Source organism: Methylophilaceae bacterium (assembly GCA_018398995.1).
Classification (GTDB): Bacteria; Pseudomonadota; Gammaproteobacteria; order Burkholderiales; family Methylophilaceae.
In genome coordinates this window covers 1,061,042-1,083,782 of record CP073759.1, presented here as the reverse complement: position 1 = coordinate 1,083,782, position 22,741 = coordinate 1,061,042, and the positions used below count along the sequence as shown (strand labels likewise).

Below are 22,741 nucleotides of genomic sequence, written 5' to 3'. Positions count from 1 at the left end.
ATTGATTATATCGTTATTGCTTAAAAGTTAAATGAAATTGTTGACTGGTTTCAGTAATCGAATCTGCATTAAAAACTGCGCTAATAACAGCGATTACGTCCGCCCCAGCTTGCTTTACTTGTTGGGCATTTTTTAGCGTAATACCCCCTATAGCAACAATAGGTATGTGTAATTCTTGCTTTGCTTGAGCAAACAAGCTTAGTGGTGCGATTGGTGCCTTGGGCTTGGTGCTAGATGCAAAACATGCACCAAAAGCAACATAATCTGCACCATCAGCTTGCGCTTTTTTTGCTAACACTAATTGGTTGTAGCATGAAACGCCAATGATCTTATGCTGACCAAGCAATTTTCGCGCCTCTATCAATTGATCATCATCAGCACCAAGATGCAAACCATCTGCATCAATTTCTGCACACAAAGCGACATGATCATTAATAATCAAAGGCACGCTATACGAATGGCAAAGTCTCAGCAATGCGTTGGCTTGTTGCAGTCTTAGCGCCGCGTCAGCAAGTTTATTACGGTATTGCAACAAACAAACACCACCTTCTAATACACTTTGTACTTTTGCGATTAAGTGTTCGGTATCAAGCGTATCTGGTGTAATGGCATATAACCCTTTAATGTTGGATAGGGGATGGCTTTTCAACATCTTTTGCTAGCGCTTCCGCTTCTTCTCTCGCCCAAAAAAAACGATCTGGAATAAATTGTCCCATACCTGGTCTGAAGGCGTTTTTAAGTGTTTGCCAGGTATATTCTTGTGCTTCTTGTAGTGCTTCTTCTAGGGTTAAACCATGTGCCATACAAGCAGCAATCGCACTTGTTAACGTACAGCCAGAGCCGTGATAACTGCCGATTAACCGCTCCCAATGGTACTCTCTAATTAAGCCTTCTGATCCATATAATACGTTTGCAACATCTAGCGATCGTTCATGTGTGCCCGTAATTAGCACGTATTCTGTGCCCATGCTCAATAAACGCTGGGCAGACTCTTCTAATGATGTATGTTTAATCTCATCACCTTCATCATAAAAGGCTAAACGACGTGCTTCTATACTATTTGGGGTAATCAGCGTTGCTTGTGGAAACAACAATTCGCACATTGCCGCTTGCATTTCTTCGTTGGTTAAATCATCCCCTCTACCCGAAGTTAAGATAGGGTCAATCAACAATGGTACATCAGGGTAATCCGCCATAATTTCTGCTATGACAGCAATATTTTCCACACTACCAAGCAAGCCCAATTTAAAGGCAGCCACTTCCACATCTTCTAAAATTGTTCGCGCTTGATCATTAATCCAATCTGCATCTAACGCCATCACGCCTTCTACCCCTACGGTATCTTGTACCGTCACCCCTGTCACAACGGAAAGGGGGTGGCAACCGATGCTTACCAAAGTCAACATGTCCGCTTGTAAACCAGCGCCGCCGCTAGGATCAGTCGCAGCAAATGTCATCACACAAGGTGGTGTTTTTGTCATATTCTCTCTATATTCTGGGTAAGGCTTTAAGCAATTTTATACTGATTTAAGTAAAACAGATAAATTAAGCGTTAACCAAGTCTTGATGACAACTGAAATAAACTCAACCGTGTTATTGGTTTTCATCATATCGCTTACCCAATTAAATAAATAAATTACATTCTGTAGACAACGATATAACGCAATTGTTACTTTTTAATTCGTTAAAACTCAATTGGATCAATATCCACAACCCATCTCACTTTATTAGCCAGTTTATGACTACGCAGCATAGGTATCCATTGTGTTAATAATCGATGTAACACGCCTCGGTTGTTAGCTTGTAGCAGTAATTGACCACGTTCCATGTTGTTCAATCGTGCCATTTGCGGTCTGAGTGGGTCATAAATCATCACATCATTAGGTATTTGCTTTGCTAGCACAACGGCTTCATTTAAAAAAAGCAAAACCTGTTTGTAAGTACTTGCTTCTGCTTTTAGCAAAGCAAAATATGTGATTGGTGGAAATTGCATGACGCTACGCTCATCAAGCAGTGTATCAGCGTATGTTGCATAATCTTGGGCACGCAAAGCATGAAACAATGCATGTTGGGGAAATGTGGTTTGTATCAACACTTCACCCGCTTTTTCTGCACGACCTGCTCGACCAGACACTTGCATTAGCTGCGAAAAATGCCGCTCGCTTGCACGGAAATCTGGGCTAAACAATGCTGTATCAGTATCAATCACACCAACTAAAGTTAAATGTGGAAAATCATGCCCTTTTGCCAACATTTGGGTGCCAACTAAAATATCGACTTCTTTGCGTTGCACTTTTTTTAATAAATCGGTCAGTGCATCTTTATTAGGCACGCTATCGCGATCAACTCTAGCAATATTTGCTGTGGGAAATAAATCCATTAAAGTCTGTTGCAAACGCTGGGTAGCTTGTCCAACAGGGCTTAAATCTGGATTCCCACAATCTGGACATTGTAGTGGGATGGGTTGCTCATGCCCACAATGATGGCATTTCAGTTGACGTTGACCCAAATGCACAACCAGCCTTGCAGAACAACGTACACAAGGCGCAATCCATTGACAGACATTGCAATGTAATACTGGTGCATAACCACGCCGATTAAGAAATAACAAACTCTGCTCACCACGCTTTAATCGCTCTTGCATCGCATCAATCAATAAAGGCGACAGGCCTTTTTCTGTTGGTGATTTACCAACATCAATACAATGAATCTTAGGCAATTGTGCCTGCTCAACTGCGCGGCGCTTAAGTGTCAGTAAGCCATATTGTTGCTTCTTCGCCAAATACCAAGTTTCTAATGAGGGCGTTGCGCTACCCATGACAATCGGAATATTCAGTTGTTTTGCTCGCATAATAGCAATGTCACGTGCGTGATAACGCATACCATCTTGCTGTTTATAAGAACCATCATGCTCTTCATCAATCACGATCAACTTCAAGGTTGGCATTGCACTGAAGACACTTAATCGTGTACCAATGACAATTTTGGCAGCACCAGAGCTAGCTGCTAGCCACGATTGCAAGCGCTCACTTTCGCTCAAATGGCTATGTAAAGTCACTAATGGATATTGATTTAAGCGAGTTCTAAATCGTGCTTCTAATTGTGGCGTTAAATTAATCTCTGGGACTAAAATGAGCGCTTGTGCATCTTTTTCTGCCAATACTGATTGTAATAGTTGAATATACACTTCTGTTTTACCACTGCCGGTAATGCCATATAACAGCCACGTTTTAAAATGGTTTATTTCAGCTAACACAGCTTGAATCACTTGCTGCTGTTCTTCGTTTAGGGTTGGTATGATGGCAGAGGATTGTAAACCAGGTTTGATAGCCACCACTTCTGTTTGTTGTAGACAATCCATGGTTTTTAACGTCGCTATCGCTTTGCGCCAACTGGGTGCAATTGCCGATAATTGTATTTCACTCAGGCGATCGTTTTGCTCTAAGGCTTGCACAATGCGTTTCAACACGATTTGTCGATTTGATATTGCCGCCATATCAATTGACCCATTGAGCCTGTACACATAATGTTTACGTGCAACAGCAGGTTTAATTTGACGCAAGCGTAACGGCAACGCTGCAATCATGGTTTGTCCGAGCGGATAGTGATAATAGTCAGCACAAAATTTTAGCAATTTAAACAACTGTGCATCAAATACGACATCATCAAACACATGTTGCACGGGTTTCAATTTGTCGAATGGCACATCCGAGTCGTTCACAATATCGACTATCACCCCAATCAAACGCCTACCAGCAAAAGGAACCACAACACGCGCACCAATCTGTGCCGTAAATCCCGCATTGATATAATCAAATAAACGATTTAACGGTACATCAAGTCCAACTCTGAGGATTTGCATTGCCATCGTAATTTTGTTTTGTGTCTTCTGTTTTGTCACTGTAAATAGATAATTTTAGTGTAATCGTTTATTGGGTTAAAATACTGGCTTCGCAAAATTAATGCAATCTATTCACAATAAGCAGCTTATTTTTAAGAAACGACCTTGAAAGATATTATCTCAGACCTACTCTTGCATGCGGCTAAAACCTTGGTTGCCGATACTGCTGGTATCAATATTATTTTAGAACGCCCAAAATCCGCGGCTCATGGCGATTTTTCATGTAATCTGGCGATGATATTAGCAAAACCATTGCGCCAAAATCCGCGCGCGATTGCTGAGCAATTGATTGCAGCATTACCAGAAAATAAGCAGATTGAGAAAGTGGAAGTCGCTGGTGCAGGTTTTATTAATTTCTATTTAGCCGCCAACACTAAGCACGATATTGTTAAAACAATTTTACTAGCTGGTGAGCAGTATGGATATAATCAAACTGGTAAAGGTGAACAAGTACAAGTCGAGTTTGTTTCTGCTAATCCAACAGGACCGCTGCATGTGGGTCATGGCCGAGGTGCCGCTGTTGGTGATTGTTTGTCACGTTTACTAACAGCAAATGGCTGGAATGTCACTCGGGAGTTTTATTATAACGATGCTGGCGCGCAAATTGATAATCTAACAAAATCGGTTTTGGCTCGCGCCCAAGGCATTGCACCAAATGATGATCAGTTTCCAGAAAATGGTTATCACGGTGAATATATTGCAGATATTGCAAAAGCCTATTTAGCCAAAGAAACAGTCGTGGCAGATGATATTAAAGTGACGGCAAAAGGTGATTTATCAGATCTAGAATCTATTCGCCATTTTAGTGTGGCTTATTTGCGCCATGAGCAGGATTTAGATTTGCGTGCATTTCAAATCCAATTCGATGTATTTTCACTAGAAAGCGCATTGTATGCTTCTGGCAAGGTAGAGGAAACCGTTCAAGCATTAATCAACAGCGGCCATACTTATGAAGAAGAGGGTGCGCTTTGGTTGCGCACGACCGATTTTGATGATGACAAAGACCGTGTGATGCGCAAACAAGAGGGTGGCTATACTTACTTTGTCCCCGATGTTACTTATCATGTCGATAAATGGAATCGTGGATTTACAAAAGTGATTAATGAGCAAGGCGCTGACCACCATAGTACAATTACTAGAGTGCGAGCTGGGTTGCAAGCGTTGGACATTGGTATTCCAAAAGGTTGGCCGGATTATGTGTTACATCAGATGGTCACCGTGATGCGTGGTGGTGAAGAAGTCAAACTCTCTAAGCGTGCGGGTAGCTACGTCACTTTGCGTGACTTAATCGAAGAAGTCGGTTGTGACGCAACGCGCTACTTTCTGGCAGCGCGCCGTGCTGATTCACAATTGGTGTTTGATATTGATCTTGCCCGTGCACAAACCAATGATAATCCAGTGTATTACATTCAATATGCACATGCACGTATTTGTAGTGTGCTCGCTCAGTGGGATGGCGATACTGCAACACTTGCATCTGTCGATTTAAGCATATTGACTGCAGCACGCGAAACTATCCTTATGCAAAAGTTAAGTGAATTTCCAGATATTGTGCTTAGCGCTGCGCATGAGTTAGCACCGCACATGGTGGCTAACTATTTAAAAGAGTGTGCAAGTGAGCTACATGGTTATTACAATGATACGAAATTCTTAGTTGATGATGCGTCAACTAAACTTGCACGACTGGCATTAATCACTGCAACTAGGCATGTGTTAAAAAATGGATTAGATTTACTTGGCGTTAGTGCCCCCATACAGATGTAAGCGCGTTTAGACATCACCTCAGTAAAGTGTAATTATTAATGGATCAATATCATGAGTAAAGACTATAAACCCAGATCAAGTAATACCAATAATGGCAATCCCTTTTTAACAGGGTTTCTTGTCGGATTTTTATTCGGCATTATGATTACAGTGGCCTTAACAATGTATATTCAAGGTGATACTAGCCCTTTTCGTGATAGTAAGACCTCGACATCCATTAAACCGTTAATTGAGCCAGTTGAAGACGAAGAGAGTACAGAGAAGGCAGATTCTAAAGATAAGCTTGATTTTTATACCATCTTGCCTAAAACAGAAAGTACCGTAACAGAGCAAGAGATAAAACAAACCAATGTGACAACTAAAAAAGAAGATTATTTCTTACAAGTTGGCTCTTTTCAAAATGAAGATGATGCAGACAACCTTAAAGCAAAACTAGCTTTACAAGGTTTTGAGGCAATTGTACAAACAGCAACAATAGCAGAACAAGGCACATGGCATCGCGTGCGCGTTGGTCCTTTAAGCGATATTGAAGCCATTAATAATGTTCGTAAAGAATTGTTAGCCAATGGCTTTGGCGCTGATCTCATTAAGGTAGAAACTGAAATGAATGCAGACTAGTTAACATGATGACGGAATTAATCGTCATCTTTTATTGTCTGTTATACGTTATTTGAATAAATCATTTACTCAACCAAAAAATTAGGATAAAAAATGAAAAAGTTATGGCTTGCTTTCGCCCTATTGCTCAGCACGATGAGTATTAGCACCCCCTTGTTAGCTGCACCACAAATTGGACAAGATTTCGATGCTGTAGCACAAACAGTAGCAACAGAAAACAATAACAAAATCGAAGTGATGGAAATTTTTTGGTATGGCTGCTCACATTGCTATCATATGGAACAGCCTTTACATGCTTGGCTCAAACAGTTACCAGATGATGTGCAGTTTAAGCGTATGCCTGGCCTGCCTAATCCAAGTTGGACACCGATGGCGCAAACGTATTTCACCATGGAAGCTTTGGGTATTGTTGATCAATTACACAATAAACTTTTTGAAGCCATCCATAAGCAAAAATCTCTGAATCCTACTGATCAAAAAGCAGCCCTTAACTGGCTTACCAGCAATAGTGGCTTAGATCGTAAAAAAGTAGAAGATACGTTCAATTCGTTTACAGTCAGCACTAATCTTAAACGCGCAGCGCAAGTGTTTCGGTCTTCAGGAGCTACAGGCGTGCCTAGCTTAATGATAGATGGTAAATACATCACTTCTGGCACTATGGCTGGCGGTAATACAAAAGCACTAGAAGTTGTCGACTATATTGTGAGCAATATTCGCGCAACTAAGCAGAAATCACCTACAAAAAAGTAATCAAGGCAACTAATAAAATTGCGTTGCCTTCTAGACTCAAATAACTTTACCCGCTATAGCAATTGCTTAGCGGGTTTTTAGTTACATGAAAACAATATTTATTACTGGCGCATCAAGTGGCATTGGCCTGGCATTAGCTCGCCAATATGCTATTCGCTATGCTAACGATAGGCTGGTGCTTGGTTTAGTCGGTCGACAATTATCAGCCTTGCAAGCAATAGCAAAAGAGCTTGAATCTGTCCATCATACAACTTGTACTATTTATGCGCTTGATGTGCGAGATAGCAATGCGCTTAATTCAGCCGCAAAAGATTTTATGCTGCAATACGGCGCACCCCACGTTGTGATTGCAAGCGCTGGCGTTAGTCGCGGCACACTGACTGAATATGAAGCAGATATCACTGCTTTTCAAGCGATTATCGATATCAATCTAATGGGCATGGTCCACACATTTAGCCCTTTTATCACCGCGATGCAAAATTCAAAAGCTAGGCAAACACAGCTTGTCGGGATTGCTAGTGTTGCTGGCATTCGTGGCTTACCCGGTGCAGGTGCTTATAGCGCTAGTAAGGCTGCTGTAATCACTTATCTAGAAAGCTTGCGAGTTGAGATGCAAAAGTATGGCATTAACGTCACTACAATAGCGCCGGGCTATATACGCACCCCGATGACTAGTATCAATACATATAAAATGCCATTTTTGATGGAGGCTGATTGCTTTGCCAAACAATGTATCGCAGCCATTGCGCATAAACGTCGCTTTATTGTCATTCCCTGGCAAATGGGTTGGTTAGCGAAATTACTACGCTTTATTCCGCCTGTTGTTTGGGATTGGCTGATGCGCAACGCACCACATAAAGAAAGAACAGATTGGGATTGGCTGTAACTATTCTACGGTCACGCTCTTAGCTAAGTTTCTAGGCTTATCAACATCTGTGCCTTTTAACAAAGCAACATGATAAGCCAATAACTGCACAGGCACAGTATGTAATATTGGTGAAAGTACACCAACATGCCGTGGCGTTCGAATAACGTGTACGCCCTCAGATTCAGTGAAGTGGCTATCGGCATCTGCAAACACGAACAACACGCCACCGCGCGCTTTCACTTCTTGCATATTAGATTTTACTTTTTCTAACAAAGTATCGTTGGGTGCAATCACCACTACCGGCATATTACTATCAACCAATGCCAATGGGCCATGCTTTAACTCACCAGCAGGGTAGGCTTCTGCGTGAATATAGGAAATTTCTTTTAGTTTTAGCGCGCCTTCCAATGCGATTGGATAATGGACGCCACGACCCAAAAATAAAGCATGTTCTTTATCGCCAAAAGCCTTTGCCCACTCTCTAATTTGCGGCTCTAAATTCAAGGCATACTGCACACTGACAGGTAGGTGACGTAGCGCATCTAAGTAGGCCGCTTCTTGCTGTTTATCGATTAAACCACGTTGTTTTCCGAGCACAGTCGCTAATGTAAATAATGCAACCAGTTGTGTTGTGAACGCTTTGGTTGAGGCAACGCCTATTTCTGCACCTGCTCTCGTGTAAAAGACCAATGTTGAAGCACGTGGAAGTGCACTTTCTTGTACATTGCAAATAGACAATGTCAGTTGCTGCCCTAAACTTTGCGCGTGTTTAAGGGCTTCCATTGTATCTAGTGTTTCTCCAGACTGCGAAATGGTCACAATCAATTGCTTGGGATTAGGCACTGATACGCGATAGCGATATTCACTAGCAATTTCTACATTGGTTGGTAAGCCTGCAATACTTTCTAGCCAATATTTAGCGGTTAGGCCAGCGTAATAACTAGTACCCGCTGCCAGTATTAACACACTGTCTATTTGCTCAAAAACCGCTTTAGCACCATCGCCAAATAAGGCAGGTGAGAAACTTGCATCATCAATTAATGCTTCTATGGTATCCGTTAATGCACGTGGTTGCTCATAGATTTCTTTTTGCATAAAATGTGCATACGGACCTAGCTCCAAGCTGGCTAATGAAACATCGCTTACATGCACTTCACGTTTGACTATTACATCTGTTTTATCCCAGATTACAACGCCGTTTGCTTTTACTTGGGCCACATCACCATCTTCTAAATAGATCACTTGGCGCGTTTGTGATAAAACAGCTGAAACATCCGATGCAATATAGTTTGCCTCTTCACTTAATCCAATCAGTAATGGGCATCCTTGTCGAGCGGTAATCATGCTATCCGATTCTTTTACTGAAATAACACTAATCGCAAAAGCACCCGATAACTCTTTAATGGCGAGTTTTACAGACGATAGTAAGCACTCACCTTTTTCATGATAATAGTGAATTAAATGGGCAATGACTTCGGTATCTGTTTGCGAAGTAAAGGTATAACCTAAGGCGATTAAACGTTCACGTTGCTCATCATGATTCTCAATAATACCGTTATGCACAACCGCAATTTGATCTCTTGAAACATGTGGATGTGCATTACTTTCAGTTACACCGCCATGGGTTGCCCATCGTGTATGTCCAATACCTACCAAGCCAGATAAGTGTTCACTTTCTGCTTTCGCTTGCATCTCACTGACGCGACCAACTGCACGTACGCGTTTAATGTTGCCATCTAAAATAGCAATGCCTGCAGAATCATAACCACGATATTCAAGTCGGCTTAACCCTTCTATTAACGTTGAAACGACGTTCTTTTTTGCAACAGCGCCTACTATGCCGCACATATTATTCTTTCTTTGCTTTAACTGGTCGCTTCCAACCAGCAATTGATTTTTGTTCTCTGGCACGACATAAAGTCAGTGCCTCAGCTGGCGTATTTTTGGTAATCGTTGAACCAGCGGCTATGGTGCCACCTTGACCAATAGTGACTGGTGCTACTAATTGACTATCCGAGCCAACAAATACATTGTCTTCAATCACTGTTCTAAATTTATTAGCGCCATCATAGTTACAAGTAATTGTACCAGCACCTATATTGACTTGTTTGCCAACGGTTGCATCACCCACATAGCTTAAATGATTAATTTTGCTACCGGTATCCACTTGGGTATTTTTAAGCTCAACAAAATTACCTACATGGGTATCGTCACTTAATATAGTGCCTGGGCGTAATCTTGCATAAGGCCCGATTTTATTATTCTGGCCAATTGTTGTGCCTACAATATGCGTAAACGGTGCAATTACCGTTCCAGCACCAATCGTGGCATCCTTGATCACACAATACGCACCAACTTTTACACCTTCGCCTAAGCTTACATCACCTTCAAATAGACAACCAACATCAATTTCCACTTCTTTAGCTGTTTCTAAATGTCCGCGTATATCTATACGCAATGGGTCAAATAACGTAACACCTTTTTGCAATAATGCCGTAGCTTGCCGTTGTTGATAGACACGTTCAATCAATGCCAAATCTTGTTTGCTATTAATCCCTGTTACTGACCACTCGTCTTCAATGACAGTTGCATTTACTTGTACATGGTCTGCGACTGCAAATCCTACAATATCCGTTAGATAATATTCTTGTTGTGCATTATGGTTAGTTAATCGACCCAACCAATTTTTTAAATGCTTAGTCGGCATGGCCATAATGCCAGTATTGACTTCATTAATCGCTAATTGTGCTGGCGTTGCATCTTTATGTTCAACAATAGCATTCACCAATCCAGCAGCATTACGCACAATTCGGCCATAACCAGAAGGGTCTGATTTTTTGAATGATTGTATGATGAGTCGATTATCTGCTTGTTCAAGCAATGTTTGACAAGCCGTGACACTGATTAACGGTACGTCGCCTAATAGTATCAACGTGTTTGATTCAGCATCTAAATACGGTAGCGCTTGCTGAACTGCATGGCCGGTTCCCAGCTGTTCTTTTTGTTCTGCCCAGATAATGTTTTGTTGGTGGATGGCTTTTTGTACCTGGTCGCCACCATAACCAAACACAACAATAATCTTGGTGGGTTTTAACTGATTAGCACCATTAATCACGTGCCATAAAATAGGCTGTCCACCAATTTCATGCAATACTTTTGGCCGACTGGAATGCATACGCGTCCCTTTACCAGCAGCAAGAATCAGAATATTTAATGGTTTTTTTTGCATAAGTAATCTATTTTACTACTATTTTTAATAGTGCTTACTGCACTTTACGTTAGGCAACAAATACTAATAAAAAAAGCGACTTAAAAGCCGCTTTTTGTTATTTTGATATTACTTAGTTTTTCGTAATTTATTGATGGCTTGAATTTGTGCAACCGCTTCTGCTAACTCTGCTTGCGCCTTTGCATAATCCATATCTGAAGCTTTATTTTTCATGGCTTCTTCTGCTGCTGCTTTTGCGGCTAACGCTTTTGCTTCATCTAAATCATGACCACGTATTGCTGTATCTGCTAACACAGTTACCAAACCAGGTTGCACTTCTAACATACCACCCGATATAAAGATTAAATTTTCTTCTGCCGTGTCAGGTAACTTAATACGTAATGCGCCTGGTTTAATTGTTGTTATCATTGGCGCATGATGTGGGTAAATACCCACTTCACCTGCCGATGCCGGAGCTGCAATAAACTCAGCCTGACCAGAAAAAATTTCCTCTTCAGCGCTTACTACGTCAACACGAACTGTATTTGCCATTATTAACTCTCTATTAAACTTAGTTTAAAGTTTTGGCTTTTTCAACAGCCTCTTCGATACCACCAACCATGTAGAAAGCTTGCTCTGGCAAATGATCATATTCACCTGACACAATCGCTTTAAAACCTTTGATTGTTTCTTTTAATGGCACGTATTTACCAGGCGCACCTGTAAAGACTTCCGCCACGTGGAATGGTTGTGACAAGAAACGTTGAATCTTACGTGCACGCCCCACCGCTAATTTATCTTCTGGTGATAATTCATCCATACCCAAAATAGCAATAATATCGCGTAGTTCTTTATAGCGTTGTAATGTTTGTTGCACGCTACGTGCTACCTCGTAATGTTCTTCACCAACAATTAATGGATCTAACTGACGTGATGATGAATCTAGCGGATCTACCGCAGGATAAATACCTAAAGAAGCAATATCACGTGACAGCACAACAGTTGAATCCAAATGTTGGAATGTTGTCGCTGGCGATGGATCGGTCAAGTCATCCGCTGGCACATAAACCGCTTGGATAGATGTAATAGAACCTGTTTTAGTTGAGGTAATACGCTCTTGTAGTTTACCCATTTCATCAGCTAATGTTGGTTGGTAACCCACCGCTGATGGCATACGACCTAACAACGCTGATACCTCAGTACCTGCCAATGTGTAACGGTAGATATTATCAACGAAGAACAACACATCACGACCTTCATCACGGAATTTTTCCGCCATGGTTAAACCTGATAACGCAACACGTAGGCGGTTACCTGGTGGTTCATTCATTTGACCAAATACCATCGCTACTTTTGATTCTTTCATGTCATCAAGTTTAATGACGCCAGCTTCTGCCATTTCATGATAGAAGTCATTACCTTCACGCGTACGCTCACCCACACCGGCAAATACAGATAAACCTGAGTGCTGTTTAGCAATATTGTTAATTAACTCAAGCATGTTAACGGTTTTACCAACACCCGCACCACCAAATAAACCAACTTTACCGCCTTTAGCAAACGGGCAAACGAGGTCAATCACTTTAATGCCTGTTTCTAACAAATCAACAGATGGAGACAACTCTTCAAAAGCAGGTGCTTTTTGGTGAATAGAACGACGTTCTTTAGAATCAATTGGACCAGCTTCATCAATAGGACGACCCAATACGTCCATAATACGGCCTAATGTGCCTGTACCAACTGGCACAGTAATTTGTGAGCCTGTTGTTTTAAACGCTGTGCCACGTGCTAAACCATCGGATGAACCCATGGCAATGGTACGAACAATGCCATCACCCAACTGTTGTTGCACTTCTAAGGTTAAGCCTTTTTCAGCTTGTGAGTCTTTATCATCAATAATCAATGCATCATATACTTTTGGCATTTGATCACGTGGAAACTCAACGTCTACAACCGCGCCAATACATTGAACTACTTTACCTACTACTGCTTGATTTGCTTTTGCCATCTTTTTTCCTAACTCAATATTTAGTCAGATACTTTTTAATATAAATAAAATCTTAATTTGAAACCGCTGCTGCACCGCCAACAATTTCTGAAATCTCTTTAGTAATTGCAGCTTGACGCGCCTTGTTATATACCAATTTTAAATCGCCAATGACTGTTTTCGCATTATCGGATGCAGACTTCATCGCAACCATTCGCGATGATTGTTCTGATGCCATATTTTCTGCCACGGCGCTATAAATTAATGATTCGATATATCGTGTCATTAATTCGTCAATCACTGATTCTGCATCAGGCTCGTAGATATAGCCCCAATTGCCTTCTGGGCTACCCATTTTTTCACCCGATAATGGCAACAATTGTTCCATAACGGGCTCTTGCTTCATGGTATTAATAAACTTGGTATAACAGATGAATAGCTGGTCAATTTCACCTGCCTCATAGGCGTTCAGCATCACTTTGATTGAACCAATTAATGTTTCAAGATGTGGAACATCACCTAAACCCGTTGCGTGAGATTGAATATCTGCACCCACACGCGTCATAAAGCTTAAGCCTTTGTTACCAAACGCAGTCACTTTAATGCCTTTACCTTCTGTTTCCCACGTTTTCATTTGGTTAACAGATAATCGCAACATATTAGTATTTAAACCGCCACACAAACCTTTGTCTGAACTGACAATAATTAAACCCACATTGTTTACTAAATCACGCTTAATTAAAAATGGATGCTTGTAATCCGGTTGTGTATAGGAAAGATGTGCAGCAACATTTCGGATTTTCTCTGCATATGGGCGGGCAGCGCGCATTCTATCCTGCGCTTTACGCATTTTAGAAGCGGCAACCATTTCCATTGCTTTGGTGATTTTGCGGGTATTTTCTACCGACTTAATCTTGGTTCTAATCTCTTTACTACCAGCCATTGTTTTATCCTAAAGTCTTATACTTATTTTAGAGATTAATATGCGCTTGTTGCTTTAAAATCTTTAATCGCATCTTCAACTGCTGCTTCTTCTTCAGCGGTCATTGCTTTATTTTTCTCTACCGCATCCATTAGTTTTTTGTATTTAGATTTCATGTGGCCATGCAAACCACTTTCAAAAGCCAATACTTTTGCTGTTGGTACGTCATCGAAGTAGCCTTTATTAGCCGCTAATAAAGTGACTGCCATGTTGGAAACACTTAAAGGTGCATATTGTGCCTGTTTCATTAACTCAGTAAACATACGACCGCGGTCTAGTTGTTGGCGTGTCGCTTCATCCAAATCAGAAGCAAACTGCGCGAAAGCAGCCAACTCACGATATTGCGCTAAAGCCAAACGAACACCACCACCTAATTTTTTAATTACCTTAGTTTGCGCAGCACCACCGACGCGTGACACAGAAATACCTGCGTTAATTGCTGGACGGATACCGGCATTAAACAAGTCTGTTTCTAAGAAAATTTGACCATCAGTAATCGAAATCACGTTGGTTGGTACGAAAGCAGACACGTCACCTGCAGCTGTTTCAATCACTGGCAATGCTGTCAATGAACCTGTTTTACCTTTTACTTTGCCTTTAGTGAATTTCTCAACATACTCTTCGTTTACTCGAGCAGCACGCTCTAATAGACGTGAGTGAATATAGAACACATCACCTGGATAAGCTTCACGGCCTGGTGGACGGCGTAACAGCAACGAAATCTGACGGTAAGCAATCGCTTGTTTTGTCAAATCATCATAGACAATCAATGCATCTTCACCGCGATCACGGAAGTATTCACCCATTGTACAACCCGCATACGGCGCCAAAAATTGTAGTGCTGCAGAATCAGAAGCAGTTGCAGCCACGACAATGGTGTATTCCATCGCGCCGTTTTCTTCTAATTTACGCACTACGTTAGCAATGGTTGATGCTTTTTGACCAATCGCCACATAGACGCAAGTCATATTTTCGCCTTTTTGGTTGATAATCGCATCAACCGCAACCGCTGTTTTACCTGTTTGTCGGTCACCAATAATCAATTCACGTTGTCCACGACCAACTGGCACCATAGAGTCAACTGATTTCAATCCAGTTTGCACTGGCTGTGAAACTGATTTACGATCAATCACACCTGGTGCCACTTTTTCGATTTTATCGGTTAATTTTGTTTTAACAGGGCCTTTACCATCGATCGGTTGACCCAATGCATTAACAACACGGCCAATCAATTCTGGGCCAACTGGAACTTCTAAAATACGACCTGTACATTTACAAATGTCGCCTTCAGTAATATGTTCGTAATCACCTAACACCACAGCGCCAACTGAGTCGCGTTCAAGGTTAAGTGCCAAACCGTATGTATTACCTGGGAACTCAATCATTTCGCCAGACATGACGTTTGAAAGACCATGAATACGTACAATACCGTCAGTTACTGAGATGACTGTACCTTGAGTGCGCGCTTCATTGCTGACCTCAAAGTTGTCTAATCTGCTTTTAATCAGTTCACTGATTTCTGATGTAGATAATTGCATTAATAACTCCTAAAGTTTTTATCGCTTGCTTACGCTGTTAACGAATAAGCTAAATTTTGTAACTGACCTTTTACGGACGCATCAATCACTGTATCGCCCACAATAATTTTCATACCACCAATAATCTCTGGATCCACCACCACTTCAGCTGATACTTTTTTACCAAACTTAGCCTCAAGCTTTTTGACGATGTCTTTTGTTACTGTTGCTGTTGGATTAACTGCAGCAATAATTTGTGCATCCAATGTGCCTTCTTCGACTGCTCTGAGTGTTTCAAACGCACTGCTTATCGCTGGTAAAATAGACAATCGTTTATATTCAACCAAGACTTTAATGAGGTTTTGTCCACCAGCATCTAGTTGATTGCCACATACTTTTAAAAAAGCGTCTTGCAATGCTTGGCCACTCATTTTCGGATCATGAATACAAGCAGCAAATTGCTCATCACTACTAATCGCACTTGCCAAAGACAACATTTCTGACCATTTAGCCAGCATTTTCTTCTCTTTGGCTAGCTTAAAAGCAGCTACTGCATAGGGCCGCGCGATAGTTGAAATTTCAGCCATGTTTTATAGCTCCGCCGCTAGTTGAGTAAGAATAGCTGTATGCGCCTTAGCATCAATCTCTTTACGCAAGATTTTTTCAGCACCAGAAATAGCCAATACCGATACTTGCGCACGTAAACCTTCTTTTGCACGATTTACTTCTTGTGCAATCTCTGATTTGGCTGTTTCTTTGATGCGATCAGCTTCAGCTTTGGCAGTGATTTTAGCTTCTTCAACAATTTCGTTGGCACGCTTTTCCGCTTGTCCAATAATATCGCTGGCTTTTTGCTTTGCCTCACTTAGCGTTACATCTGATTTTTTAGATGCATTTTCTAAAGCACTTCTGCCTTGTTCTGCTGCCGCTAAGCCATCTGCAATTTCTTTTTGACGCGCCTCAATTGCTTTTAAAAGCGGTGGCCAAACGAATTTGACAATAACAAAAATCAATATTGCAAACGTAGTTGCCTGTGCAATGAGCGTTAAATTAAAGTTCATGTTTGCTCCAAGTTTTAAAACTTAATCACTTGGGTTAATCCAGCGACCAACCCAATCTACTAAGCAATCTTAAAATTACGCTACTGCGCTTAACAATGGGTTTGCGAATGCAAACAATAGTGCCACACCAACAGCAATAATGAATGACGCATCGATTAAACCTAGTAATAAGAACACTTTACCTTGTAGTTCTGGAATCATTTCTGGTTGGCGAGCTGCACCGTCCAAGAAGCTAGAACACATGTTACCAATACCGATACATGCGCCTGCTGCACCAATACCAACCATCAAACCAATGCCAATCGCCGTATATGCTTGAATCATTTCCATTTTGTTACCCTCTCTTATTTAAAGATTTACTAATTAACTAAAACTACTTCATTAAACTCAATTTTAGTGTGTTTCATGTGCCATTGATAAATATACAACCGTCATCATCATGAAAATAAATGCCTGTAACGGCACCACTAAAATATGGAATATTGCCCAGACAGAACCTAAAATTACTGCACCAAACATACCGGATATACCCGTTGCTGCTAATAAACCGATCAGTAAAAAGATGACTTCACTGGCATACAAATTACCAAACAAACGCATTGAATGTGACAGTGGTTTTGAAATGTATTCAATCATGTTGAACATAAAGTTTGCTAGGAATAATAAAGGACTTGCTATTAAACCTATTACACCCATCAAGGTTTTAGGCTTAAACAATTTTGGCATACCAAAAGGAGCACCAAAAATTTCATGTATCCAACCACCAACACCTTTGGCTTTAATTGAGAAGAAAATCATTAATATCCAAACTGATAAGGCCAAAGCAAATGTTGTGTTGACGTCAGAAGTCGGCAAAGGACGGAAGGGCGCGTGAGAATCACCAAACAAACCAGTGAATTTAGCGAACCAATCGATCGGCACCAAATCCATTAAGTTCATGGCCAATACCCATAAGAAAATGGTAAGGGCAGTGGGCGCAATAAAAACATGGCGATTACCATGAAACATGCCTTTCACTTGCCCATCAACAAAATCAAAAATCAGTTCTACGAAGGCTTGCGTTTTACTTGGCACCCCAGCGGTTGCTTTGCGCGCTACTAGCCACACCGCACCGGCAACCAACGCACCTAGCACGAATGAAATAAAAAACATATCAAAATGAATCACATTCCAGAAGCTGTGACCTGCATCGCCTACTGGTTGCACGTTAAAAGTTAAATGGTGATTGATGTAATCAGTTGCAGTGGTCATTTCACCCGAATGTTCTGTTGCGTGTTCTGCTGTATGCTCTGTTGCCATAATGATTTATATCTTTAAATGTTTGTTTCGTTTGCCCATTGCGGCACCAGAAATAATTGCCGCTACCGCTAATCCTATAATCAATGCCCATGGCACCAATGCTTTAAACCCTTTAATCGTGATAAATAAAAACAAAATAATTAAAAAAATCTTAATGAGTTCTGCCTTTAACATACTGCCTAACACTGACACTGCATCTTGCCGCTTACTGACAGCCACTTTTGAAGCAATGTAAGCGGCTATTATCACTGATAAACCACCAGCCAGTGCAGACAAACTTGCATTTACTCCGGATACCACTAAGGCTAAAAGTGCCACAACTACAGTTGCTGACAACTGTAATCGCAACATTTCTTCGACAGTATTTTTTGCGCTTAAGCCTGTATCTTTATCATTCATATTTTAAATAGACTAAAAACAGTTAAATTTAAAATTTGGCTTTTAGCAAAGCCGCGATTTTGAATTAAACCCTTGCTTTAGTCAAGCGTTATTGCCTGATGAAAACTGACATAGACTAACTTGAAACTTTTTTAATAATCTCATCAAGCTCATCCAGATTGCTATAATTAATTTTCAAAGTGCCAGCGCCGTTTGCTTTAGCAACAATACTGACACTTGTACCTAGTTTTTCACTCAAGCTATTTTGTAATGCCATGACGTCTTGGTTGACATTGGTTTTTGGCGTTTTAGGTTGCGCATTAACGCCTCCTTTTTTCACCAAATGCTCAACTTCACGTACAGATAGATTTTCTTGCACAATTTTGTTCGCTAGCATCACTTGCTGTGCAGCATCCAAACCCACTAATGCACGTGCATGGCCCATATCTAACTTAGCTTCCATCAACAGGTTCTGTACGCCATTAGCTAATGTTAATAGTCGCAACAGATTAGAGACTGCTACCCGTGAACGTCCAACGGCATGCGCCGCTTTTTCATGCGTCATTGCAAATTCTTCTATCAAGCGCTTGATACCTAGCGCCTCTTCTACTGGATTGAGATTTTCACGCTGTATATTCTCAATCAATGCCATCTGCAACGCTGACTCATCTTCAATTTCACGAATCAAAACAGGCACTTGTTCCAAACCAGCCATTTGACTTGCGCGCCAACGCCGTTCTCCAGCAATAATTTCATATTGATCTGGTGCTATTTCTCTAACCAGTATCGGCTGCATAATACCTTGCACCTTAATTGAATCAGCTAAGGTTTGTAACGCCGCCTCGTCCATGTGTGAGCGTGGCTGATATTTACCTGACTGCATTTGCCCCACAGCCAACATACGTAAGCCATCAACACCATTAACCGCTTCTTCGTCGCCAGCCAATAATGCGTCCAATCCTCTGCCTAATCCCTTTTGCTTTGCCATCAAGTGTTCCTATATTGTATTAACCCTTTGTTTTTACAGGTTTATTTTTAGAAATTATTTCTGCAGCCAAATCTAAATAAGCGACTGCGCCCTTAGATAACTTATCATACATCAACGCAGGTAAACCATAGCTTGGCGCCTCTGCTAGGCGAATATTGCGTGGAATAACCGTTTTATACACCTTGTCGCCAAAATGATTCTCTAATTGTGCTGATACTTGTTGTGCCAGCATATTACGCGTATCAAACATGGTACGTAATAACCCTTCTATCTCTAGTTTGCTATTGAGATGCGCTCGCACTTTCTTAATGGTATTCACCAAATCTGACAATCCTTCCAAAGCATAGTATTCACATTGCATAGGAATCATCACTGTATTAGCGGCTGTTAATGCATTAACGGTGACCAAATTGAGGGCAGGGGGGCAATCTAATAGAATATAGTCATAAGTCTCAACAAGCTTCAGTGCTTGTTTTAGCCGCGTCTCACGTGCAATCTCATTAACCAACTCCACCTCAGCACCAGCAAGCTCGCGATTTGATGGCGCAACATCAAAGCCGCATTTTTCACTCCTCACAATAACCTCTTTCAAGGTTTTACTATTGATTAAGACATGATAAATACTGAACTTGACTCGCGCTTTATCGATTCCGCAACCAGTCGTTGCATTCCCCTGCGGATCTAAATCGATTAGCAATACTTTTTTCTGATTCGCGGCCAAACTTGCGGCCAAGTTCACACAAGTCGTTGTTTTTCCAACACCGCCTTTTTGATTGGTAATTGCTAATATTTTCATCACTCTTTTTTCAATATAATTGCTAAAATTGTTGAATGACAGCCAAATGTCGCTCAGCTTCCAATCCAGCCACAAACAATGGATAAACCGCACCACTTTTTACCTTCAGCGCCTCTAATTCCGCCTGCGGAGAAACACCTTTCATTGCGAGCCACTGCCCCTTTTCATCCAGTAAATGCCGTGTCAACGCAATAAATAATTTCAGCTCAGAAAACGCACGCGAAATAATCAGATCAAACGGCAGGGCCTCATACTTCTCGACCCGCCCATGCACAACTTGCAGATTATCCAAGCCTAATTCACCTTTTACTTGGCGCATAAAAATAGCTTTCTTCTGGACGGTATCAATTGTTGTCACTTGGAGTTCTGGCAAACAAACCGCCAATACGATACCAGGCAAGCCGCCGCCACTTCCCACATCTAACAGACGCCTACCTTTGATATATGGCAACACACTCAGACTATCCAGCAAGTGTAACGTGACCATTTCCAAAGGGTTACGTACCGCAGTTAAGTTATACACCTTATTCCATTTATTTAACAAGGTTAGATAAGCCAACAACTTTTGTTGCATTTCAGTAGAAACCTGCACACCCATGAGCGTAATGCCATGCGCTAATTTGTTAGCTAAATCACTCATGCCGCTTCACTATTTGTTGGCATGGATTCCTTTTTGCACTTGCGCTTCATATAAATCATTAGGATAGAAATCGTCGCTGGAGTAATGCCAGAAATTCGACCCGCTTGACCCAGTGTTTCTGGTTTTAGTTGTTTCAGTTTTTGACGCGCCTCTATGCTCAACCCATGGACTTCGTCATAATTAATCGCTTCACCCAGTTTAATATGTTCACTGTCTTTTTGTTTGGCTATTTCCTCTTTTTGTCTATCGATATAGCCTTGGTACTTTGCCGCGATTTCTACCTGCTCTTTTACATCATCCAAAAGCACTTCATCAGCAGGCACCAAATCTAACAAGCCTTGGTAGCTTACCTCTGGACGGCGTAACAGCTCAAATAAGCTATATTCATGATCCAATACTTTACCCAACACAGCTTGCTGTGTTTCACGTGAAACATTGGCGGGCTGAACAAAGGTTTTTTTCAAGCGCTGCTGTTCTTTAGCAACTGCCTCTTGTTTGCGATTAAAAATCGCCCAACGGTTATCATCGACCAATCCAAGTTTGCGCCCGATTTCAGTCAAACGCATATCAGCATTATCTTCACGCAATTGCAAACGATATTCGGCGCGACTGGTAAACATACGGTATGGCTCAGTGACGCCAGTTGTAATCAAATCATCCACCAACACACCCAAATACGCTTCATCACGCGCTGGGCACCAACTTTCTTTTTCTTGGGCGTACAGCGCCGCATTAGCACCCGCCAATAAGCCTTGTGCCGCCGCCTCTTCGTAACCTGTGGTCCCATTAATTTGGCCAGCAAAAAATAGACCATTTATCGCTTTTGTTTCTAATGAGCTTTTCAATCCACGTGGATCATAATAGTCGTATTCAATCGCATAGCCAGGACGTAAGATATGTGCATTTTCTAACCCTTTAATTGAGCGCACCAAATCGAGCTGCACATCAAATGGCAAGCTAGTTGAGATGCCATTAGGATATACCTCGTTAGTATGCAGGCCTTCAGGCTCGATAAAGATTTGATGCGAATCTTTGTCTGCAAAGCGATGAATCTTATCTTCTATACTTGGGCAATAACGCGGCCCAACCCCTTCAATTACCCCAGTATACATAGGCGAACGATCTAAACCACCACGAATAATGTCATGGGTTTTTATACTGGTATGGGTAATCCAACAAGATAACTGTGCGGGATGTTGCGCCACATTGCCCAAAAATGAAAACACAGGCAGTGGATTGTCACCGGGCTGTTCAATCATTTCAGCATAATTAATGGTTCTACCATCAATACGAGGTGGTGTGCCTGTTTTTAAGCGTCCAGCAGGCAATCCAATTTCACGCAATCTTGCAGCTAATGAAATGGCAGGTGGGTCACCAGCACGTCCAGCACTATAATTTTGCATGCCCACATGAACCAAACCACCTAAAAAAGTACCCGCTGTTAATACCACAGCCTTGGAGGAAAACTTAAGACCAATTTGCGTTACCACACCAACAGCCTTATCACCCTCAAGCGTAATATCGTCTACCGCTTGCTGGAATAACCACAAATTAGGCTGATTTTCTAAGGTGCGGCGTATGGCTGCTTTATATAAAATCCGATCCGCTTGTGCGCGTGTTGCGCGAACCGCCGGCCCCTTACTAGCGTTTAAGATACGAAATTGAATACCGCCTTCATCCGTTGCCATTGCCATTGCACCGCCTAGCGCATCAACCTCTTTAACAAGATGCCCCTTGCCGATGCCGCCAATCGAAGGATTACATGACATTTGACCTAAGGTTTCTATATTGTGTGTTAGCAATAGTGTTTTTTGCCCCATACGCGCAGCAGCCAAAGCCGCTTCGGTACCCGCATGACCACCACCAACAACAATCACATCAAATTTATCTGGAAACTGCATAACTAAATCGCAATATAAACCAATTTAAAAGAAAATAGAATTTTAACGTATATTGCTGTTTGACGTTACTGAAACTTCACTGT

The 22,741-nt window shown here is 41.5% G+C and carries 22 protein-coding genes; 4 read left to right on the top strand and 18 right to left on the bottom strand.

The features are described 5' to 3' along the window. Window positions 1-13: 13 nt before the first annotated feature. From KFB94_05610 to KFB94_05600, 3 genes are all read right to left on the bottom strand, one after another. Window positions 14-652, bottom strand: a complete 639-nt coding sequence (locus KFB94_05610; protein QVL44791.1) for a thiamine phosphate synthase — start codon at window positions 650-652, stop codon at window positions 14-16. Next, window positions 621-1,481: a hydroxymethylpyrimidine/phosphomethylpyrimidine kinase gene (locus tag KFB94_05605; protein ID QVL44790.1), complete on the bottom strand. Its 861-nt coding sequence runs from the start codon at window positions 1,479-1,481 to the stop codon at window positions 621-623. Before KFB94_05605 ends, KFB94_05610 begins: the two co-directional genes overlap by 32 nt. Window positions 1,482-1,684: 203 nt before the next feature. Continuing rightward, window positions 1,685-3,868, bottom strand: a complete 2,184-nt coding sequence (locus KFB94_05600; protein QVL44789.1) for a primosomal protein N' — start codon at window positions 3,866-3,868, stop codon at window positions 1,685-1,687. A gap of 138 nt (window positions 3,869-4,006) precedes the next feature. Between KFB94_05600 and KFB94_05595 the strand changes: the two genes are divergently transcribed. The 4 genes from KFB94_05595 (at window position 4,007) to KFB94_05580 (ending at window position 7,919) form a co-directional block, all read left to right on the top strand. Further along, window positions 4,007-5,665, top strand: a complete 1,659-nt coding sequence (locus KFB94_05595; GenBank protein QVL44788.1) for an arginine--tRNA ligase — start codon at window positions 4,007-4,009, stop codon at window positions 5,663-5,665. A gap of 51 nt (window positions 5,666-5,716) precedes the next feature. Beyond that, window positions 5,717-6,283: an SPOR domain-containing protein gene (locus tag KFB94_05590; GenBank protein QVL44787.1), complete on the top strand. Its 567-nt coding sequence runs from the start codon at window positions 5,717-5,719 to the stop codon at window positions 6,281-6,283. 93 nt (window positions 6,284-6,376) lie between these two features. Next, window positions 6,377-7,033, top strand: coding sequence for a thiol:disulfide interchange protein DsbA/DsbL (locus KFB94_05585; GenBank protein ID QVL44786.1), 657 nt, complete (start codon window positions 6,377-6,379; stop codon window positions 7,031-7,033). Between the two features lie 85 nt (window positions 7,034-7,118). Next, window positions 7,119-7,919, top strand: a complete 801-nt coding sequence (locus KFB94_05580; protein QVL44785.1) for an SDR family oxidoreductase — start codon at window positions 7,119-7,121, stop codon at window positions 7,917-7,919. Here the strand turns inward: KFB94_05580 and glmS are convergent, their stop codons facing one another. The 15 genes from glmS to mnmG all read right to left on the bottom strand — a co-directional run bounded on the left by glmS (window position 7,920) and on the right by mnmG (window position 22,658). Continuing rightward, the gene (gene glmS / locus KFB94_05575; GenBank protein QVL44784.1) at window positions 7,920-9,749 is read right to left on the bottom strand and encodes a glutamine--fructose-6-phosphate transaminase (isomerizing); all 1,830 of its coding nucleotides are present in this window, start codon (window positions 9,747-9,749) and stop codon (window positions 7,920-7,922) included. A gap of 1 nt (window position 9,750) precedes the next feature. Beyond that, window positions 9,751-11,130 (bottom strand): bifunctional UDP-N-acetylglucosamine diphosphorylase/glucosamine-1-phosphate N-acetyltransferase GlmU, encoded by a 1,380-nt coding sequence (glmU, locus tag KFB94_05570; protein ID QVL44783.1) that lies wholly within the window; start codon window positions 11,128-11,130, stop codon window positions 9,751-9,753. 108 nt (window positions 11,131-11,238) lie between these two features. Next, a complete protein-coding gene (locus KFB94_05565; protein ID QVL44782.1) occupies window positions 11,239-11,661 on the bottom strand; it encodes a F0F1 ATP synthase subunit epsilon in 423 nt (140 codons plus the stop codon). 19 nt (window positions 11,662-11,680) lie between these two features. After that, window positions 11,681-13,117 (bottom strand): F0F1 ATP synthase subunit beta, encoded by a 1,437-nt coding sequence (atpD, locus tag KFB94_05560; GenBank protein QVL44781.1) that lies wholly within the window; start codon window positions 13,115-13,117, stop codon window positions 11,681-11,683. Between the two features lie 52 nt (window positions 13,118-13,169). Further along, the gene (gene atpG, locus KFB94_05555) at window positions 13,170-14,039 is read right to left on the bottom strand and encodes a F0F1 ATP synthase subunit gamma (GenBank protein QVL44780.1); all 870 of its coding nucleotides are present in this window, start codon (window positions 14,037-14,039) and stop codon (window positions 13,170-13,172) included. Between the two features lie 35 nt (window positions 14,040-14,074). Beyond that, complete coding sequence (atpA, locus tag KFB94_05550; protein ID QVL44779.1) at window positions 14,075-15,616, bottom strand: F0F1 ATP synthase subunit alpha; 1,542 nt, start codon at window positions 15,614-15,616, stop codon at window positions 14,075-14,077. A 29-nt stretch (window positions 15,617-15,645) separates the two neighbouring features. Continuing rightward, window positions 15,646-16,182 carry a F0F1 ATP synthase subunit delta gene (locus KFB94_05545; protein QVL44778.1) on the bottom strand — a complete coding sequence of 179 codons (537 nt, stop codon included), beginning with the start codon at window positions 16,180-16,182 and terminating at the stop codon, window positions 15,646-15,648. A gap of 3 nt (window positions 16,183-16,185) precedes the next feature. Then, window positions 16,186-16,656 (bottom strand): F0F1 ATP synthase subunit B, encoded by a 471-nt coding sequence (locus KFB94_05540; protein QVL44777.1) that lies wholly within the window; start codon window positions 16,654-16,656, stop codon window positions 16,186-16,188. A 75-nt stretch (window positions 16,657-16,731) separates the two neighbouring features. Further along, entirely contained in the window at window positions 16,732-16,986 is a 255-nt protein-coding gene (gene atpE / locus KFB94_05535; GenBank protein ID QVL44776.1) for a F0F1 ATP synthase subunit C, read from the bottom strand. 63 nt (window positions 16,987-17,049) lie between these two features. Then, a complete protein-coding gene (gene atpB / locus KFB94_05530; protein ID QVL44775.1) occupies window positions 17,050-17,955 on the bottom strand; it encodes a F0F1 ATP synthase subunit A in 906 nt (301 codons plus the stop codon). Between the two features lie 6 nt (window positions 17,956-17,961). Beyond that, window positions 17,962-18,306 carry an ATP synthase subunit I gene (locus KFB94_05525; protein QVL46582.1) on the bottom strand — a complete coding sequence of 115 codons (345 nt, stop codon included), beginning with the start codon at window positions 18,304-18,306 and terminating at the stop codon, window positions 17,962-17,964. Window positions 18,307-18,469: 163 nt separating this feature from the next. After that, entirely contained in the window at window positions 18,470-19,321 is an 852-nt protein-coding gene (locus KFB94_05520) for a ParB/RepB/Spo0J family partition protein (GenBank protein ID QVL44774.1), read from the bottom strand. Between the two features lie 19 nt (window positions 19,322-19,340). Next, a complete protein-coding gene (locus KFB94_05515) occupies window positions 19,341-20,120 on the bottom strand; it encodes a ParA family protein (GenBank protein QVL44773.1) in 780 nt (259 codons plus the stop codon). 19 nt (window positions 20,121-20,139) lie between these two features. Next, entirely contained in the window at window positions 20,140-20,757 is a 618-nt protein-coding gene (rsmG, locus tag KFB94_05510) for a 16S rRNA (guanine(527)-N(7))-methyltransferase RsmG (protein QVL44772.1), read from the bottom strand. Beyond that, the gene (mnmG, locus tag KFB94_05505) at window positions 20,754-22,658 is read right to left on the bottom strand and encodes a tRNA uridine-5-carboxymethylaminomethyl(34) synthesis enzyme MnmG (GenBank protein ID QVL44771.1); all 1,905 of its coding nucleotides are present in this window, start codon (window positions 22,656-22,658) and stop codon (window positions 20,754-20,756) included. The genes rsmG and mnmG overlap by 4 nt, the downstream gene beginning before the upstream one ends. Between the last annotated feature and the right edge of the window lie 83 nt (window positions 22,659-22,741).

Coding starts and splice junctions, on each gene's coding strand:
- KFB94_05610 (QVL44791.1), bottom strand. CDS start 652: ATGTTGAAAAGCCATCCCCTATCCAACATTAAAGGGTTATATGCCATT.
- KFB94_05605 (QVL44790.1), bottom strand. CDS start 1,481: ATGACAAAAACACCACCTTGTGTGATGACATTTGCTGCGACTGATCCT.
- KFB94_05600 (QVL44789.1), bottom strand. CDS start 3,868: ATGGCAATGCAAATCCTCAGAGTTGGACTTGATGTACCGTTAAATCGT.
- KFB94_05590 (QVL44787.1), top strand. CDS start 5,717: ATGAGTAAAGACTATAAACCCAGATCAAGTAATACCAATAATGGCAAT.
- KFB94_05585 (QVL44786.1), top strand. CDS start 6,377: ATGAAAAAGTTATGGCTTGCTTTCGCCCTATTGCTCAGCACGATGAGT.
- KFB94_05580 (QVL44785.1), top strand. CDS start 7,119: ATGAAAACAATATTTATTACTGGCGCATCAAGTGGCATTGGCCTGGCA.
- glmS (QVL44784.1), bottom strand. CDS start 9,749: ATGTGCGGCATAGTAGGCGCTGTTGCAAAAAAGAACGTCGTTTCAACG.
- glmU (QVL44783.1), bottom strand. CDS start 11,130: ATGCAAAAAAAACCATTAAATATTCTGATTCTTGCTGCTGGTAAAGGG.
- KFB94_05565 (QVL44782.1), bottom strand. CDS start 11,661: ATGGCAAATACAGTTCGTGTTGACGTAGTAAGCGCTGAAGAGGAAATT.
- atpD (QVL44781.1), bottom strand. CDS start 13,117: ATGGCAAAAGCAAATCAAGCAGTAGTAGGTAAAGTAGTTCAATGTATT.
- atpG (QVL44780.1), bottom strand. CDS start 14,039: ATGGCTGGTAGTAAAGAGATTAGAACCAAGATTAAGTCGGTAGAAAAT.
- atpA (QVL44779.1), bottom strand. CDS start 15,616: ATGCAATTATCTACATCAGAAATCAGTGAACTGATTAAAAGCAGATTA.
- KFB94_05545 (QVL44778.1), bottom strand. CDS start 16,182: ATGGCTGAAATTTCAACTATCGCGCGGCCCTATGCAGTAGCTGCTTTT.
- KFB94_05540 (QVL44777.1), bottom strand. CDS start 16,656: ATGAACTTTAATTTAACGCTCATTGCACAGGCAACTACGTTTGCAATA.
- atpE (QVL44776.1), bottom strand. CDS start 16,986: ATGGAAATGATTCAAGCATATACGGCGATTGGCATTGGTTTGATGGTT.
- atpB (QVL44775.1), bottom strand. CDS start 17,955: ATGGCAACAGAGCATACAGCAGAACACGCAACAGAACATTCGGGTGAA.
- KFB94_05525 (QVL46582.1), bottom strand. CDS start 18,306: ATGTTGCGATTACAGTTGTCAGCAACTGTAGTTGTGGCACTTTTAGCC.
- KFB94_05520 (QVL44774.1), bottom strand. CDS start 19,321: ATGGCAAAGCAAAAGGGATTAGGCAGAGGATTGGACGCATTATTGGCT.
- rsmG (QVL44772.1), bottom strand. CDS start 20,757: ATGAGTGATTTAGCTAACAAATTAGCGCATGGCATTACGCTCATGGGT.
- mnmG (QVL44771.1), bottom strand. CDS start 22,658: ATGCAGTTTCCAGATAAATTTGATGTGATTGTTGTTGGTGGTGGTCAT.